Source organism: Mycobacterium appelbergii, assembly GCF_032883035.1.
GTDB lineage: Bacteria > Actinomycetota > Actinomycetes > Mycobacteriales > Mycobacteriaceae > Mycobacterium > Mycobacterium appelbergii.
This window is the reverse complement of sequence record NZ_JAMQTH010000016.1, coordinates 110,337-130,043: the sequence shown is the minus strand read 5'-3', so window position 1 is coordinate 130,043 and position 19,707 is coordinate 110,337. Positions and strand designations below refer to the sequence as shown.

The window sequence follows — 19,707 nt, the reverse complement described above, 5'->3', positions numbered from 1 at the left end:
CTGGTTAATGTGCACAGGTTGCCTGAAACTGCGCAGCGGCGTACCGGAGTCCTGCACGCGATTGAGAACACGTTGCACTTACGTTGACGTAGATTACCCCTGCGGGGTGGCCGGGGCAACGATTGACTGTCCGTTTAATCGGGACGTACACGGTGTTTTCGGCACTCTCGCCTCGTGGGGCGGTGGGCCGGCGAGCCTCCTTAGGTGACGTACGGGCCGGTCGACGCGTTATTCACGACGCAGTAAGCAACTTCTTGCACCTGTTACCCGGCGTGCAGTTAGTTAACTCTGAAAATTTTTCTGAAATCACGGACGAGGTACGGAAGCTCGGTTAGATTTAGAACGTGTTCCACTTACGTCGGCGTAGATTACGTCGCCTAGACGGTCTGGAGAACGGTTGAGTATCAATCCATTCGACGACGACAACGGCAGATTCTTCGTCCTGGTCAACGACGAGGAGCAACACAGCTTGTGGCCCGCCTTCGCCGATGTACCTGCCGGCTGGCGGGTCGTTCACGGCGAAGCGGACCGCGCCGCCTGCCTGGACTACATCGAGCAGAACTGGCCTGACATACGACCAAAGAGTCTGCGCGACAGGTTGGGGCAGAGCCGGACTGTCGATTAAGTAGACGGGCGGCGGGGAGTCCGATGGAATCTGACAATACGACGTATCCGCTGACGCGGAGCCAGCTGGACATCTGGCTTTCCGAGGAAACGGGTCGTTGCGGTGCCAAATGGCACAACGGAATGCTCGGACTGATCGAGGGCCCGATCGCCTATGAGGCTCTTGAACAGGCCATCGGCCGCGTGGTGAGAGAGGCCGAACCACTCAGAACTGCCTTTGTCGAGGTAGCGGGCCAGATCGTCCAACGCGTAGTCGATTACTCGCACGTCGAGCTTGCCCGCTATGACCTCTCTGAATCTCCGGATCCTGCGCAGGATGCCTATCGGATGGCGTCAACGATCCAACGCGCGCCGATGCCGCTCAGTGGCCCGCTGTTCAAATTTGCGTTGCTGCAGGCCCGGCCGGACGAGTTCTACTTCTTCGTGTGTTGCCACCACATCGCGATAGACGGAATCGGCATGGCGATCGTTATCCACCGGATTGCGGAGGTCTATTCTGCAATCGCCACCGAATCGCCGATTCCTCCCACGATCTTTGGTTCGCTACGGACTCTCATCGATTCCGAGTCGGAATACGAAGCGTCTGACGATTATCTCGAAGACCAGGCCTACTGGGCCAAGAATGTTCCCCTCGACAACGGACCGCGTAACAGGTTCGAGCTCGACACCGCAGGACGGCCCAAGGAGTACGAGCCCTCTGCGCCAGTTCAATTGGACCCAGCGGTCGTTGCCAAGACCCGCGAGTTGTCGCACGTCCTTGGGGTGCGTCGGGCCTCGGTCATTACCGCGGCATGTGCGCTACTCGTGCGTGGGCAGGGCGGAGACTCTGAGGTTGTACTCGATTTTCCGGTGAGTCGACGTGTACGTCCAGAAACGCTGATGGTGCCCGGGATGGTCTCCGGAGTTGTGCCACTGGTGTTGAAGCCTCTACCAGAATCCACCGTGGCCGACTTCTGTGAACATGTCGACAGCCGCATACGAGAAGCACTGCAGCATCAGCGGTTCCCGGCGCGCGCGATCGAGAAGAAGGCACGGGTCCAAGGCTCCGCGCGGCCGTCCGACCGGGCCGCCATCAACTTCATTCCGGCGACCCGGATTGCGGATTTTGCCGGTGCTGCTGGATCGGGAGCCGTGACCCACACCGGCCTCACGGATCAGTTCGGGCTGGTCTTCATCAAGAACGACGACGAGCTCCTTCTCAGCACGTCCGGCGTTGGGCAGCTGTTTGCCGATTGCAATGCCCGTGATCTGGCTGAGCGGTTTGAGCACGTGTTGACGGCGATGACCGCCGATCCGGAGCGGTCGCTGTCGACGATCGATGTGCACGACGTGGATGAGCGTGCGGTGCTTGATGGGTGGGGTAATCGTGCGGCGTTGAGTTGTTCTGAGCCGGTGGCCTCCTCGATTCCGGCGGTGTTCGCCAGGCAGGTGGAGTGTGTTCCGGAGGCAGTGGCGGTCTGTTTCGGCGACACTTCGGTGACCTATCGGGGGCTTGATGCGGCTGCGAACCGGTTGGCGCATTTGTTGGTTTCTCATGGTGTGGGCCCGGGGGAGCGGGTGGCTGTGGTGTTCTCGCGGTCGGTCGAGGCGGTCGTGGCGATCATGGGTGTACTGAAAACGGGTGCGGCGTATGTGCCGATTGATCCGTCGGTGCCGGATGCGCGGTTGGATTTCGTGCTGGCCGATGTGGGGCCGGTGGTTGCACTGACCACAGCGGATCTGCTGGATCGGTTGGACGGGCGTGGGTTGGTGGTGATCGATGTCGATGATCGTGCGGTGTATGCGCAGCCGAGTACGGCCCTGCCGTTGCACACGGGCCCCGACGATGTTGCGTATGTGATCTATACCTCGGGGACCACGGGTGTGCCTAAGGGTGTGGCGGTTGCGCATCGGAATGTGACGGGGTTGCTCGAGGCGGTCGATGGCGCGCTGGAGTTGTCGCCGGGTCAGGTGTGGTCGCAGTGTCATTCGTTGGCGTTTGATTTTTCGGTGTGGGAGATTTTCGGCGCGCTGGCCCATGGTGGGCGGTTGGTGGTGGTGCCGGATTCGGTGGTGCGTTCGCCGGAGGAGTTTCATGCACTGCTGATCGAAGAACGCGTCAACGTCTTGAGCCAGACTCCTTCGGCGTTTTATGCACTACAAGCTCTCGATACGGCCCGTCCTGAACGACAACAGCTCAATCTTGATGTGGTGGTGTTCGGCGGGGAAGCGCTGGAACCGCAGCGACTTGCGACGTGGTTGTCCGATCATCCGGCTTGGCCGCGGTTGATCAACATGTACGGGATCACTGAGACCACGGTGCATGCCTCTTTCCGTGAGATCACCGTTGCTGATGTGGAGAGCACGTCCAGCCCGATCGGGGTGCCGCTGAAGCACCTCGCGTTTTCTGTGTTGGATGGGTGGTTGCGGCCGGTCCCGGCCAATGTGGTGGGTGAGTTGTATGTGGCTGGCGCGGGTTTGGGGTATGGCTATGTGGGCCGTGCGCCTTTGAGTTCCACTCGGTTTGTGGCGTGTCCGTTCGGGGGCACTGGGGTGCGGATGTATCGCACCGGGGATCTGGTGTGTTGGAGTGCTGATGGGCAGTTGCGGTATCTGGGCCGTGCCGATGAGCAGGTCAAGATCCGGGGCTACCGTATCGAACTCGGCGAAATCCAAGCCGCGCTTGCCGCGTGCGAGGGTGTCGAGCAGGCGATCGTCATCGCCAGAGAGGACCGGCCAGGTGACAAACGCCTCGTCGGCTATGTCACCGGCACCGTCGATCCAGCGCAGCTGCGCGCCGCGTTGGCCCAGCGATTACCGGATTACATGGTGCCCGCCGCCATCGTCGCACTGCAAACCCTGCCCTTGACCGTCAACGGCAAACTCGACAAAAAAGCCCTACCCACACCGGAATACCAACACATCGACCACTACCACGCACCGCAAACCCCCACCGAAGAGATCCTCGCCGGCATCTACGCCGAAGTCCTCGGACTGGACCGCGTCGGGGTCGACGACTCATTCTTCGACCTCGGCGGCGACAGCATCCTGGCGATGCAGGTGACGTCGCGCGCCAGGGATGCCGACCTGGCATTTCGACCGCGTGACATCTTCGTCCAGCAGACCGTGGCGCGGCTGGCACGGGTGGTCAGGATGGCTGACAGTTCCGCCGGGGTGATCGATGAGGGTCTGGGTCCGGTGGTGGCGACTCCGATCATGCGGTGGCTCAAGGGTATTGACGGTCCGATTGACCAGTTCAACCAGACGGTGGTGTTGCAGGCGCCGGCTGGGGTGAGCGAAGCTGATGTGGCTGTGGTGTTGCAGGCGTTGCTGGTTGGGCATGCGATGTTGCGGTTGCGCGCCGACGAGGACGATGCCGGCGGGTGGTTGTTGACGGTGCCCGAGGCTGATTCGGTGGATGCACGCGGGTGTCTGCAGGCGGTCGATGTGCTGACTGATGAGGCGCTGGTGGCGGCGCGGTCGCGGTTGAACCCGGCTACCGGTGCGATGGTCAGCGCACTGTGGGTGTCCTCGACCAGTCAGCTGGTGTTGATCATCCATCATCTGGCCATCGATGGGGTGTCGTGGCGAATCATCGTGGAGGACCTCAATATTGCCTGGGCCCAGCATCGCGGCGGTCAGCCGGTGCTGTTGCCGCCGGCTGGGACCTCGTTCACGCGGTGGGCAGAACTGCTCGTCGAACACGCGCAGCATCCGGCGGTCGTTGGTGAGACGGGCATCTGGCGACAGGTCACATCGGCTCATCCCACGCTGCCCGCGCTGCAACCCGCGGTAGACACCTATGAGACTGCGGGGCAGTTGTCTGTTTCGCTGGATCCAGATAACACCCATCTGCTGCTCGGTGCCGTTCCATCCGCGTTTCACGCTGGGGTGCAAGATATTCTGTTGATCGCGTTCGGTCTGGCTCTCGCCGAGTTCGTCGACAACGACAGCGCGCCGATTGGGATCGATGTCGAGGGTCACGGGCGCGCCGAAGATCTGGGCGGGTCCCTCGGCCGAGGTGTTGATCTGTCTCGCACGGTGGGGTGGTTCACCGCCAAGTACCCGGTGTCGTTGAATATCCGGGGGCCGCTGCGTGGGTTGCGCTGGACGCAGGTTGTCGCCGGTGACGCCGCCTTGGGCACGGTCATCAAAGACGCCAAAGAACAACTGCGTGCCCTCCCCGAAGGCCTGACCTACGGTCTCCTGCGCTACCTCAACCCCGACGTCGACCTGGCTGGACCCGACCCGACCATCGGCTTCAACTACCTCGGCCGCCTCAGTGGGGCCGCGGGCGACAGGCACGGGGATACCTGGCGCATCCGCTCCGAGAGTATGTCGTCGACCAGCGCTGCCCGGGCGGTGCCGACCCCGCTCGGACATACCGTGGAACTCAACGTCGCCACGGTCGACACCGGCACCGGCATGCGGTTGCGCGCCGACTGGACGTGGGCGCCTTCAGCCCTTGACCACACGCAAGTCGGCCGGCTGGGGCAATTGTGGTTCGACGCGCTGGTCGGCATCTGCGCACACGTGCGCAGCGGTGGTGGCGGGTTGACTCCGTCGGATATTGCTCCTGCCGAGCTGAATCAGCAGCAGATCGATGAACTGCAAGGGCAACACCGGATCGCGGACATTTTGCCGCTGACACCGCTGCAGCAGGGCCTGCTTTACCACGCCGGAACCGGGCAGGGCTCCGATGTGTATGCGATGCAACTCGATATCACGATGTACGGCCCGCTGGAGGAACACCGCCTGCGTGATGCCGTGCAGTCGGTGGTCAACCGGCATCCGCATCTGGCAGCGCGATTCCGCGAACAGTTCGGCGCACCGATGCAAATCATCCCGGCAGTTCCCACCACACCGTGGCGTTACGTCGAACTGGATGCCGGCGACGGTGACGAACACGACGAACAGGTCACGCGGATCAGCGCGGCCGAGCGTGCTGCCGTCTGCGACTTCGGCACCCAGACACTCTTCCGTGGCGCGCTCATTCGCGTCACGCAGAATCGGCACCGGTTCCTGCTCACCATCCACCACATCGTGCTCGACGGCTGGTCCATGCCGATCCTGCTGCAGGAGATCTTCGCTGCCTTCAGCGGGCAACGGCTGCCCGCCGCCGCGCCGTATCGCAGCTTCGTCGCCTGGCTCGCTGAACGGGACCACGCTTCCGCGCATACAGCGTGGCGTGATGCACTGGCCGGCTTCGACACTCCCACATTGGTGGATCCGGGCGGCAGGTCGGTTCTGGGCCCGCGCGGCATTGAATCGTTTTCGGTGCCTGAGGAGCTCACGCAGGCGCTTGGCGGGCTGGCACGGTCACATCACACAACCGTCAACATCGTGCTGCAGGCCGCTTATGCGCGCCTGCTCACCTCGCTGACGGGTCAACAGGACGTCGCGTTTGGTACGACAGTCTCGGGTAGGCCGGCCGAGGTCGTCGGTGCGGAGTCGATGGTCGGCCTGCTGATCAACACCGTGCCGGTGCGGGCGACGATCACGGCGGCCACCACCACCGCTGATCTGTTGGATCACCTGCAGAGTGCCCACATCGGCACACTCGAGCATCAGTACCTGGCGCTCAACGAGATCCACCGCATCGCCGGTCAGGAGCAACTGTTCGATACGCTTTTGGTGTTCGAGAACTATCCGATCGATACCACCGCACAGCTGGGCATCGACGGCTTGAGCATCGCCGAGTTCAATTTCCACGAATCGAACCATTACCCGTTGGCGATGCAGGTCCTGCCGGGCCGCGAACTGGGCCTTCGCGTCGAATTCGACACCGAGGTATTCGATCTCGCCGGCATCGAGGCGATGTTCGAGCGCTTCAAGCGGATTCTGATTGCGATGACCGCAGACCCACATCGGTCGTTGTCATCGGTCGATCTGCTGGATGCGACTGAGCATGCCCGCCTCGACGAATGGAGTCACCGCGCGGCCTTGACCAAACCGGCAATGGCGGAGTCGATTCCGGTGCTCTTTGCCGAACAGGCGGCGCGCACACCCGACGCGATGGCGGTGACCTGCGACGGCCAGTCGATGACGTACCGAGAACTCGACGAGGCGGCCAACCGGTTCGCACATCTGCTCAGGGTGCAGGGGGTCGGTGCGGGTGAGGTCGTGGCACTGCACCTTTCCCGGTCTCCCCAGGCGGTCATGGCAATCCTCGCCGTCCTGAAAGCCGGGGCGGCCTACATGCCGATCGACCCGGCACTGCCGGATGCGCGTCTGCGATTCATGGTGGCTGACGCCGAGCCTGTCGTCGCAATCACCACAGCCGGGCTGGCGGAGCGGTTCGAGGGTTTCGACGTGACGGTCATAGACGTAGATGGCTCCGCGGTGCAGAGCCAACCTGACACGCCACTGCCGGGGCCGGCTTCCGACGACATTGCCTACATCATCTACACCTCGGGAACCACTGGCATCCCGAAAGGGGTTGCCATATCTCACCGCAATGTGCCCGGGCTGTTCGATTCGTTGGGCGCCGGGTTGTCAGCGGGTCGGGGCCAGGTGTGGACGCAGTGGCACTCGTACAGCTTCGACGTCTCAGTGTGGGAGATCTTCGGCGCGCTGCTGCGCGGTGGGCGGCTGGTGGTGGTGCCCGAACCGGTCGCTGCCTCGCCCGAGGAGTTTCACGAGTTGTTGGTCGGCGAACACGTCACAGTGTTGAGCCAGACGCCGTCGGCGGCCGGAATGCTCTCGCCGCAGGGCCTGGAATCTGCTGCGTTGGTGGTCGCCGGGGAAGCCTGCCCGCCTGAGCTGGTGCAGCGATGGGCTCCGGGACGGACGATGATCAACGCCTACGGCCCGACCGAAGCTACGGTGTACGCCTCGATCAGCGCACCTCTGGTGACCGCGCCGACGGGATCAGCGGTGCCGATCGGTATACCGGTAGCCGGGGGCGCGCTTTTCGTTCTGGACGGCTGGCTGCGACCGGTGCCTCCCGGTGCGGTCGGAGAGTTGTACGTGGCCGGTCGCGGTGTGGGCGTCGGATATTGGCGTCGGGCCGGTTTGACGTCGTCTCGGTTCGTGGCCTGCCCGTTCGGAGGTGCCGGGGCGCGGATGTATCGCACGGGGGACCTGGTGCGATGGGGCGCCGATGGACAGGTGCACTACCTCGGGCGCGCCGACGAACAGGTCAAGATCCGCGGATACCGCATCGAACTCGGTGAAATCCAAGCAGCTTTGGCCGGTCTCGACGGTGTCGAGCAGGCGGTGGTGATCGCCCGCGAGGACAACGATGACAAGCACCTGGTCGGCTATGTCACCGGCACCGCTGATCCGGGCCGGATCCGGGCCCAGTTGGTCGAGCGGTTGCCGTCCTACATGGTGCCTGCCGCGGTGCTGTCGATCGACGTGGTGCCATTGACGGTCAACGGAAAACTCGACAGACGTGCCCTGCCTGCGCCGGACTACTACGACACCGACCGGTACCGTGCCCCGGCCACCCCGGTCGAGGAGATCCTGGCCGACATCTATGCCCGCGTTCTCGGGTTGCACCGAGTCGGCGTCGAGGATTCATTCTTCGATCTCGGCGGGGATTCGCTGTCGGCAATGCGCCTGGTCGCCGCGGTCAACAAGGAACTGGATGCCGCCATGACGGTGCGCTCCTTGTTCGACGCCCCGACGGTCGCCGCACTTGCACTTCGGATCGGTGGTGCGGAGGCTCGGCTGGAGCCCCTGGTCGCCCGGGAACGACCGGAAGTGCTTCCGCTGTCATTCGCCCAATCCCGGTTGTGGTTCCTTGACCAGTTGCAAGGGCCGTCACCGGTCTACAACATGGCCGCCGCATTCCAGATCGACGGGGCGCTCGACGTCGATGCGTTGCGTGAAGCCCTGGTCGATGTGGTGGGTCGTCACGAGAGTCTGCGTACGCTGTTCGCCGCACCGGACGGAATTCCGCGTCAGGTGGTGCTGGCGCCGGGACAGATCGAATTCGGTTGGGACGTCGTCGATGCCTGGCAGTGGCCCGCACGCCGTGTGAATGAGGCGATCGCTGCCGCCTCGCAGCACACTTTCGATCTGTCCGACGAGATCCCCTTGCGGGCCAGTCTTTTCCGTATCGCCGCGGATAATCATGTGTTGGTCGCGGTGGTGCACCACATCGCTGCCGACGGCTGGTCGGTCACCCCGCTGGTCACCGACCTGAATCTGGCCTACACCAGTAGGTCTGCGGGTCAAGCTCCGGACTGGTCACCGTTGACGGTGCAGTATGCCGATTACACGCTGTGGCAGCGTGCGCAGTTCGGTGAGTTGGCCGATGGACAGAGCCGCATCGGTGCACAGCTGGCGTATTGGCAGGATGCGCTGGCCGGCATGCCCGAGCGGATCGCGCTGCCCACCGACCGGCCGTACCCGTCGACAACCGACCAGCGTGGCGCCACGATAACCCTGGACTGGCCGGCGGAGCTGCAGCAGCAGGTGGCCCGGGTGGCCCGCGAACACCACGCGACCAGCTTCATGGTGGTGCAAGCCGCGCTGGCGGTGCTGCTCTCCAAGCTCAGTGCGAGTTCTGATGTAGCACTCGGTTTTCCGATCGCCGGACGGCGTGATGCAGCGCTCGATGAGCTGATCGGGTTCTTCGTGAACACCTTGGTGCTGCGCGTCGACCTCGGTGGAGATCCCACTGTTTCCGAGGTGCTGGCTCAAGTACGAGCGCGGGGCCTGGCTGCCTACGACCATCAGGACGTGCCGTTCGAGGTGCTGGTCGAGCGACTCAAACCGACCCGGTCACTGGCCCATCACCCACTGGTCCAGGTGGCACTGGCATGGCAGAACATCGCCGGCCGCGACGTCAACGATTCCGCAGCCGGAGTGATGTTCGGGGATCTGACCGTCGCCCAGATACCGGTGGAAACCCACACCGCCCGCATGGATCTGAACTTCTCGCTGGCTGACCGTCGGACCGAGGACGGCGAGCCCGCCGGAATCGGTGGGATGGTGGAGTACCGCACCGACGTGTTCGACGCCGACACCGTCGAAACGCTGATCGCGCGACTACGACGCATCCTGACCTCCATGACCGCCGACCCGACAGCACGCCTCTCGTCGGTGGATCTGCTCGACGACGATGAACACGCCCACCTCGTTGCGATCGGCAACCAGGCGGCGCTGACCCGGCCCGCGCCCAGACCGGTGTCGGTTCCGGAGTTGTTCGCCGAGCAGGTCACGCGTGCGCCCGAGGCCGTCGCGATCAGCTGCGGCGAACGTTCCTGGTCCTACCGCGAACTCGATGAGGCCACAAACAAATTCGCGCACATCCTCACCGGACACGGCGTCGGCCCGGGGACGTGTGTGGCGCTGCTGTTCAACCGTTCGGCCGAGGCGATCCTGGCGATCCTGGCCATTCTCAAGACCGGTGCCGCTTATCTGCCGATCGATCCGGCGGTGCCCGACGCGCGCTTGGAGTTCGTGCTCGCCGATGCCGCACCCGTTGCCGCGGTCACCAGCGCCGCTTTGGCGGACCGGTTGCGCGGGCGCGGATTGGTGGTCGTCGAGGTCGAACAGGGCAACAGCCGACCCGGTGCCGAGCTGCCGGTGCCGAAGGCGGACGACATCGCCTATCTCATCTACACCTCGGGTACGACGGGCATCCCCAAAGGGGTTGCCATCACCCACCACAACGTCACCCAGCTGCTGGAATCCCTCGATGCCGGACTGCCCCGCCCGGGCGTGTGGCCGCAGTGTCATTCGTTGGCGTTCGACGTCTCGGTATGGGAGATCTTCGGTGCCCTGCTTCGCGGGGGGCGCGTGGTGGTGGTGCCCGAGGACGTGGCCGGTTCACCGGAGGACTTTCACGCTCTGCTCGTTCGCGAACAGGTCGATGTGCTCACACAGACACCTTCTGCGGTAGCGATGTTGCCGCGTAGGGGTCTGGAATCGGTGGCGTTGGTGGTGGTCGGTGAAGCCTGCCCGCCCGAGGTGGTGGATCAGTGGGCACCCGGCCGGGTCATGATCAACGCCTACGGCCCCACCGAGACGACGATGTGTGTGGCGATCAGCGCGCCGCTGGCGCCTGGGTTGGGTGTGCCGATCGGCTCACCTGTCCCGGCCGCAGCGCTTTTCGTGCTCGACGAATGGTTACGCCCGGTGCCCGCCGGTGTGATCGGCGAACTGTACGTGGCCGGCCGGGGACTCGGCTACGGCTATGTCGACCGGACCGGGTTGACCGCCTCGCGATTTGTGGCATGCCCTTTCGGAGGTACTGGAACGCGCATGTATCGAACCGGCGATCTGGTGAACTGGCGCGCCGATGGACAACTGCAGTATCTGGGCCGCGCCGACGAACAGGTCAAGATCCGCGGCTACCGCATCGAGATCGGTGAAGTGCAGTCTGCTTTGCGCGATCTCGATGGCGTGGAGCAGGCGGCGGTTATCGCCCGCGAGGACCACTCCGCAGGCTTGCGCCTGGTCGGCTATATCACCGGATCTGCCGATCCAGTTACCGTGCGTGCGGATCTCGCCGACCGACTGCCGGCGTATATGGTGCCAGTCGCGGTGCTGGTGGTGGACGCACTGCCGTTGACCGTCAACGGCAAACTGGACATCCGGGCCCTGCCAGCCCCTGACTATGGCTTGGCCGCTGGGAATGACGAGCGGTACCGTGGCCCGGCCGGACCCGTCGAGGAGATCTTGGCCGGCATTTACGCCGAGGTTCTCGGGCTGGAGCGGGTCGGGGTCGACGACTCGTTCTTCGACCTTGGCGGCGACAGCATTCTGTCGATGCAGGTGGTGGCGCGCGCCCGGGCCGCGGGTCTGGTGTGTCGACCGCGCGATGTCTTCGTCGAACAGGCCGTGGCGCGGCTGGCGCGGGTGGTCGCGGTGGTCGACAGTGCGGGTGTGACCGACGAGGGCCTCGGCCCGGTGATCCCGACCCCGATCATGCAGTGGCTGAGAGGCATTGACGGGCCCACCTCCGAGTTCAACCAGACGGTGCGGCTGCAGGCGCCCGCACAGGTGGCCGAGTCCGACGTCGTCGCGATGGTGCAGGCCCTGCTGGATCAGCACGCCATGCTGCGGCTGCGCGTGACCGACGCGGGCGCCTGGTCCGGCACAGTGCCCGAGCCGGGTTCGGTGGATGCGCGCGGCTGCCTGCAAGCGGTGGACGCACTGTCCGATGAGGCACTCGTGGCAGCGCGGGCACGGTTGGACCCGGCCGCCGGAGCGATGCTCAGCGCACTGTGGGTGACCTCCACGAGCCAGCTGGTGCTGATCGTCCACCATCTGGCCGTCGACGGAGTGTCGTGGCGAATCCTGTTGGAAGACCTGAACATCGCCTGGGTACAGCATCGCGGCGGACGACCTGTCGTGCTACCACCACCCGGGACGTCGTTCGCGCGGTGGGCCGAACTGCTGAGCACCCACGCGAGCCACCCGGAAGTCGTCGAGCGGGCACCGACGTGGCGGCGGGTGGCGGCCACCCCTGCTGCGCTGCCCGCGGTGCGCCCCGACGGGGACACCCACGCGACCGCCGGCCAACTGTCGGTGGCGCTGGACGCCGAGACCACCCGCATGCTGCTCGGCGACGTGCCCGCGGCGTTCCACGCCGGGGTGCACGACATCTTGTTGATCGCGTTCGGGCTGGCGGTCGCGGAGTTCGTCGGGGCCACGGGCACACCGATCGGCATCGACGTCGAGGGGCACGGCCGTGACGAGGGTCTCGATCGGGACATCGACCTGTCCCGCACGGTCGGGTGGTTCACCACGAAGTACCCGGTGGCATTGAACTTCCGGAGGGCGGGCAGCGGACTGTCCTGGTCCCAGGTGGTGGCCGGCGACGCGGCACTGGGCGCGGTGATCAAGGACGCGAAGGAACAGCTTCGTGCCCTGCCGAATCCGCTGACCTACGGGATGCTGCGCTACCTGAATCCCGACGTCGATCTCGCGGACGCCGACCCGACGATCGGGTTCAATTACCTTGGCCGACTGGGCGGCGCGGCCACGGCGGCGTCCGACGATCTGTGGCAGATATCGGCCGAAGGGCTGACGTCGACCGGTGCGGCCGCGGCGATACCCATGCCGTTGACGCACACCGTGGCACTCAACGCGGGCACCGTCGACACCGAGGCCGGGCCACATCTGCTGGCCAACTGGACCTGGGCGCCGTCGGCAGTCGACCATGCCCAGATCAGTCGGCTCAGCCAACTGTGGTCCGACGCGCTGGCCGGCATCTGCGATAACGTGCGCAACGACGGGGGTGGACTGACGCCGTCGGACATCGCGCCCGCCCGGCTGAACCAGCAGCAGATCGATGAGCTACAGCGGCAGTACCGGATCGCAGATGTGTTGCCACTGACCGCCCTACAACAGGGCCTGGTCTTTCACCGCCGCGTCGCGCACAGCCCCGACGACGACCTGTATGTCGTGCAGTTGGACATCACGGTCGCCGGCACGCTCGACCGGCATCGGCTGCGCGACGCCGTGCGGTCAGTGGTCAATCGGCATCCCCACCTCGCGGCCAGATTCTGCGACCAGTTCGACGAGCCGGTCCAGATCATCCCGGCAGAGCCCGAGCCGGGCTGGCGGTATCTCGAACTGAACGACCAGCCTGAGGAACAGATCCAGCAGGTGTGCGCCGCGGAACGCGCGGCGGTCTGCGACCTGGCCCACCAGCCGGCCTTCCGGGTGGCATTGATCCGCACCGCAGAGGACCGCCATCGGGTTGTGCTCACCAATCACCACATCGTGCTAGACGGCTGGTCGCTGCCCATCCTGTTGCAGGAGATCTTCGCCACCTATCGCGGGCAACGATTGCCCCCGGCCACGCCGTATCGCAGTTTCCTCACCTGGCTCGCCGGCCGCGACCAGGCAGGCGCGCATGCAACTTGGCGCGAGGTGCTGGCCGGTTTCGAAACCCCCACGCTGGTCGGCCCGACACAGAAGTCAGGGTCGGGGCGACGGGGAGTCGTTTCGCATCTGGTGTGCGAGCGGACCACCGGGGCGCTGAGCGCGTTGGCCCGCGCACAGCACACCACCGTCAACACCGTGCTGCAGGGCGCCTGGGCACTGCTGCTCACCTCGCTCACGGGCCAGAATGATGTCGCCTTCGGTGTCGTGGTCTCGGGACGGCCGACCGAGCTGGCAGGCGCGGAATCGATGGTGGGCCTGCTGATCAACACGGTGCCGGTGCGCGCGAACATCACGGTGACAACGACCACCGCCGACCTGCTCGGTCAATTGCAGCATTCCCACACCAGAACCCTTGAGCACCAACATGTGGCGCTCAGCGAGATCCACCGCCTCACCGACCACGACCGACTGTTCGACACCCTGTTCGTGTTCGAGAACTATCCGGTGGACGCCGACGCACTGTCAGGTGCCGACGGGTTGCGTGTCACCGATTTCACCAGTCACGAATCCACCGACTACCCGCTGACCATGCAGGCCATACCTGGTGACGAACTGCGCCTGCGCGTCGAATACGACGGCGATGTTTTCGATGCCGCCGCCATCGCAGCACTCGCCGAGCGGTTCACGCAGGCGTTGGAGGCCATGACTGCCGATCCGCATCGGCCGTTGTCCGCGGTGGATCTGCTCGACGATCTCGAACGCACCCGCCTGAACGAAATCGGGAACCGTGCGGTGTTGGCCGACCTGCCACGGCCGGCGTCGGTCCCGGAGATGTTCGGTTCCCAGGTGGGGCGGATCCCCGACGCGGTCGCGCTGGTCTGCGGAGACCGGACCATGACGTATCGGGAGCTGGACGAGGCGGCAAACCGGTTGGCGCATCTGCTCATCGCTCGGGGGGCGGGACCGGGTGAGCGCGTCGCGTTGATGTTCCCCCGGTCGATCGAAGGGATCGTGGCGATCCTTGCGGTGCTCAAAGCCGGGGCGGCCTATCTGCCGATCGACCCTGCGCTTCCTGCGGCCCGTGTCGAGTTCATGGTCACGGATGCCGCGCCGATCGCCGCGGTCACCACCGCCGAGTTGACGCGGAAGTTCGACGGGTTCGAGCTACTCGTTCTCGATGTCGAGGGTCCGGAGGTCACCGCCGAGCCGTGCACGCCTCTGCCTGCGCCTGCGCCCGATGACGTCGCCCACATCATCTACACCTCGGGTACCACCGGAGCGCCCAAGGGCGTGGCGGTCACTCACCGCAATGTGACGCAGCTGTTCGACTCGTTGCAGATCGGGGTGCCGCTGGCGTCGGAACAGGTGTGGACGCAGTTCCATTCGTATGCCTTCGACTTCTCGGTATGGGAGATCTGGGGTGCACTGCTGCACGGCGCGCGACTGATAGTGGTGCCCGAGCTGGTGGCGCGCTCACCTCAGGAATTCCACGAACTCGTGGTGCGCGAACAGGTCACGGTGTTGACCCAAACCCCGTCAGCGGTGTCGATGCTGTCGGTGGAAGGCCTGGACGGTACGGCGTTGGTGATCGGGGCCGAACCGTGTCCGCCTGTGTTGGTCGACCGCTGGGCGCCCGGGCGGGTGATGGTCAACGTCTACGGACCGACCGAGACCACGATGTGGTTATGCGCCAGCGCACCGTTGACCGGGGAATCAGGGCCGCCGCCGATCGGCTCGCCGACGGCGTGGGCGGCGTTCTTCGTGCTCGATGAGTGGCTGCGCCCGGTGTCCGAAGGCGTGGTCGGCGAGTTGTATCTCGCGGGAGCGGGTGTCGGCGTGGGTTATTGGCGCCGCCCCGGATTGTCCGCGTCGCGGTTCATGGCCTGTCCGTTCGGGCAACCCGGGAGTCGGATGTATCGCACCGGGGATCTGGTGCGCTGGCGCGCGGACGGACAGCTGGACTACTTCGGCCGCGCCGACGAACAGGTCAAGATCCGCGGCTATCGCATCGAACTCGGTGAGATCCAAACGGCGCTCACCGCGCTGGACGGGGTGGATCAGGCGGCGGTGATCGCCCGCGAGGACCAGCCGGGCGACAAGCGGCTGGTCGGCTATATCACCGGTACCGCCGACCCGATCGGTGCGCGTGCCGCACTGGCCGAACGGCTGCCGGGTTACATGGTTCCGACAGCGATCGTGACGATCGCGGCCTTGCCGGTAACGGTCAACGGCAAGCTCGACGCCCGCGCACTGCCTGCACCGGATTACCAGGATCGTGATCACTACCGCGCCCCGACCGGCGCAGTCGAGGAGATCCTGGCCGGAATCTTCGCTCGAGTACTGGATGTGGAACGCGTCGGAGTAGACGAGTCGTTCTTCGATCTCGGTGGGGATTCGGTGTCGACGATGCGACTGGTGGCGGCCATCAATGCCGACCTGGACACCGATCTCGCAGCGCGCACGGTGTTCGAGGCGCCCACGGTTGCCCAATTGGCGCCGCGTATCGATCAGGGCGCGGGCCGCCTGGAGCCGCTGGTTGCCGGTGACCGCCCCGCGGTGGTGCCGCTGTCGTTCGCCCAGAACAGGTTATGGTTCGTCGACCAGTTGCAGGGTCCCTCACCGGTTTACAACATGCCGGTGGGCCTGCGTCTGCACGGGCGGCTTGACGCCGTTGCCCTTGGTGAGGCGCTGGCCGATGTGATCGGTCGCCACGAAAGCCTGCGCACACGATTCGACGCGCCCGATGGGACACCACGACAGGTGGTGGTGTCCGACGAGGAAGCCGATTTCGGTTGGGAGGTCGTGGATGCCGGTGGCTGGCCGGCGAGCCGGCTGGATGAAGCCGTCGCGGCCACGGCCTGTCACAGTTTTGATCTCGCCGCCGAAATTCCGTTACGGGCAAAGCTGTTCCGCCTCACCGACGACGAACACGTCCTGGTGGCGGTGGTGCACCATATTGCCGCCGACGGTTGGTCGCTCGCCCCGCTGGTGGCCGATCTGAGTGTGGCGTATGCCAGCCGGTGCGCGGGGCGTCCCCCCGGCTGGTCGCCCTTGCCGGTTCAGTACGTCGACTACACCTTGTGGCAGCGTGCACAACTGGGTGATCTCGACGACAGTGACAGTCCGATCGCCGCGCAGCTGGCCTACTGGGAACATGCGCTGACCGGACTCCCCGAACGCCTGGCGCTTCCGACCGATCGGCCATATCCGCCGGTTGCCGATCAGCGTGGCGCCACCCTGCCGGTGGAGTGGTCGGCGGACGTACAGCAGCGAGTGCGCGCAGTGGCCGGTGAGCACGGCGCCACCAGTTTCATGGTGATGCAAGCCGCCCTGACGGTGTTGTTGGCCAATCTCAGTGCGTGTTCCGATGTGGCCGTAGGCTTCCCGATTGCCGGGCGTCGTGACGCCGCACTTGACGAGCTGGTGGGTTTCTTCGTCAACAACGTGGTGCTGCGCGTCGATCTGACCGGTGATCCCACGGTGGGGGAGTTGTTGGCCCAGGTGCGGCGGCGCAGCCTGGCCGCCTACGAACATCAGGACGTGCCTTTCGAGGTGCTGGTGGAGCGGCTCAACCCCACCCGGAGCCTGACCCATCACCCGTTGGTCCAGGTGGCGTTGGCCTGGCAGAACATTCCTTGGCAGGACAGCGATCCCGCGAATGGGCTCAGGTTGGGTGACCTGCGGGTCACGCCCCTTCCGGTGGACACTCACACCGCCCGCATGGACCTGACCTTCTCACTCGGGGAACGCTGGACCCAGGCCGGCGAGCCGGCAGGCATCGGCGGGGCGGTGGAATTCCGCACCGACGTGTTCGATACGGACAGCATCGAAGCACTCATCAGACGGTGGCACCGGGTACTGGTGGCGCTGACCGCTGATCCCACCCGGCGAATCTCGTCGATCGATCTGCTCGACGAACCTGAACACACCCGCCTCGATTTGTGGGGCAACCGTACGGTGTTGACACAACAGGAGCCGGCTCCGGTGTCGGTGCCGGCACTGTTCGCCGCGCAGGTCGCCGGTGCACCCGATGCGCTGGCGATCAGCTTCGCCGGCTGCGCAATGACCTATCGGGACCTCGACGACTCCGCAAATCGGTTGGCGCACCTGCTCGTCAGTCACGGTGTCGGTCCGGGCGCGTGCGTGGCGTTGCTGTCCGAGCGGTCCGCGGATGCGGTCGTGGCCATGTTGGCGGTGCTCAAGACCGGGGCCGCCTATCTGCCGCTGGACCCTGCATTGCCAGATGCGCGAATCGAGTTCATGCTCGCCGACGCCGCACCGACCGCCGCGATCACCACCACCGGCCTGGCTGACCGGTTGGCCGGTTGCGACGTGCTGGTCATCGACGTCAGTGATCTCGAAAGCGCGCAGGTTGACCGTCAATCCGGTTCGGTGATGCCGGTGCCCAGCCCGGATGACATCGCCTACATCATCTACACCTCGGGCACCACCGGCGCCCCCAAGGGCGTGGCGATCACCCACCGCAACGTGACCCAACTGTTGGGATCGCGGGACACCTTCCTCGCGGGACAGGCGTGGACACAGTGGCATTCGTACTCCTTTGACGCCTCGGTAGAAGAGATCTGGGGTGCCCTGCTGCACGGCGGTCGGCTGGTGATCGTGCCCGAGTCGGTGGCCCGCTCACCTGAGGACCTCACCGCCTTGCTGGTCGCTGAACAGGTCAGTGTGCTGAGCCAAACCCCCTCGGCGGTGGCGATGCTGTCGCCGGAGTCTCTGGGATCGGTGGCATTGCTGGTCGCCGGTGAGCCGTGCTCGGCCGAATTGGTGCAGCGCTGGGCTCCTGGACGGGTGATGGTCAATGCCTACGGCCCGAGCGAGACAACGATCTGTGCGTCCAGAACGTCGCCATTGATTGCGGGCGCGGGTGCGCCGCCGATCGGTGCACCGGTGTCGGGGGCGGCGTTGTTCGTGCTCGACGGATACTTGCGCCCGGTGGCACCCGGTGTGGTCGGTGAGTTGTATGTGGCCGGCCACGGTGTCGGTGTCGGCTATGTCGGCCGCACGGGGCTGACCGGGTCGCGGTTTGTGGCATGTCCGTTCGGGCGTCCCGGGATGCGGATGTATCGCACCGGGGATCTGGTGGGCTGGGGCGTCGACGGGCAGCTGAGATATGTCGGCCGCGCCGACGAGCAGGTCAAGATCCGTGGCTATCGCATCGAACTCGGTGAGATCCACGCGGTGTTGGCCGGGCTGGACGGGGTCGAGCAGGCAGCGGTGATCGTCCGTGAAGACCGCGCCGGCGACAAGCGGCTGGTCGGTTACGTGACCGGGACGGCGGACCCGGCAAAGATTCGCACCCAGCTGGCCGAGCAGCTTCCGGCATATATGGTTCCGGCCGGAATTATGGCGTTGTCGGCGATACCGTTGACACCCAACGGCAAACTGGACACCCGCGCCCTGCCGGCACCCGAATATCACGACATCGATCACTACCGCGCGCCGGTCACCCTCACCGAGGAGATCCTGACCGGCATCTACGCCCGGGTGCTCGGTGTGGAGCGCGTCGGTGTGGACGACTCGTTCTTCGACCTCGGTGGAGACTCGCTGTCCGCAATGCGCCTGATCGCCGCCGTCAACACCGGCCTCGATGTCGGGCTCGCTGTGCGCACGGTGTTCGAGGCGCCGACCGTCGCCCAGTTGGCGCCCCGTATCGGCGGCCAGGGCGCCTGGCTGGAGCCGCTGACCGTCGGTCCACGGCCCGCGGTGATTCCGCTGTCGTTCGCGCAGTCCCGGTTGTGGTTCCTGGACCAGTTGCAGGGCCCCTCACCGGTTTACAACATGCCGACTGCGCTCCGGATCAGCGGGCCATTGGATGCCGACGCGCTGGGTGCCGCCCTGGCCGATGTGGTGACCCGTCACGAGAGCCTGCGCACCCGGTTCCCAGCAGTCGAGGGCATTCCACGACAGTGCGTCCAGTCTCCCGAGAACGCCCGGTTCGGATGGGACGTCGTCGATTCCACCAGTTGGGAAGCGGAGCAGCTGCGGGAAGCCATCGGCGACGTGGCGCGGCACACATTTGACCTGGCAACGGAGATTCCTTTGTGGGCGAAGCTCTTCCGGATCGCCGACGACGAACATGTGCTGGCAGCCGTGGTGCACCACATCGCCGCGGACGGTTCATCGATCACCCCGCTGATGGTGGATCTGGGAACGGCTTACGCCAGCCGGTGTGCGGGGCAGGCCCCCGGTTGGGCCGACCTGCCGGTACAGTACGTCGATTACACGCTGTGGCAGCGCGCGCAGTTCGGCGATCTGGCGGACAGTCAGAGCCGTATCGCCACACAGGTGGCC

The 19,707-nt window shown here is 65.3% G+C and carries 2 protein-coding genes (1 of these 2 cut by a window edge); both read left to right on the top strand.

Annotated features, from left to right (window positions below):
* The first annotated feature begins 397 nt into the window (after nucleotides 1-397).
* Nucleotides 398-625 (top strand): MbtH family protein, encoded by a 228-nt coding sequence (locus M1247_RS30225; RefSeq protein ID WP_317160104.1) that lies wholly within the window; start codon nucleotides 398-400, stop codon nucleotides 623-625.
* A 23-nt stretch (nucleotides 626-648) separates the two neighbouring features.
* Nucleotides 649-19,707, top strand: the 5' portion of a protein-coding gene (locus M1247_RS30220; protein WP_317160103.1) for a non-ribosomal peptide synthase/polyketide synthase. Its footprint extends 5,274 nt past the window's final position; only the first 19,059 of its 24,333 coding nucleotides appear in the window; the start codon lies at nucleotides 649-651; its stop codon lies off the right edge, out of view.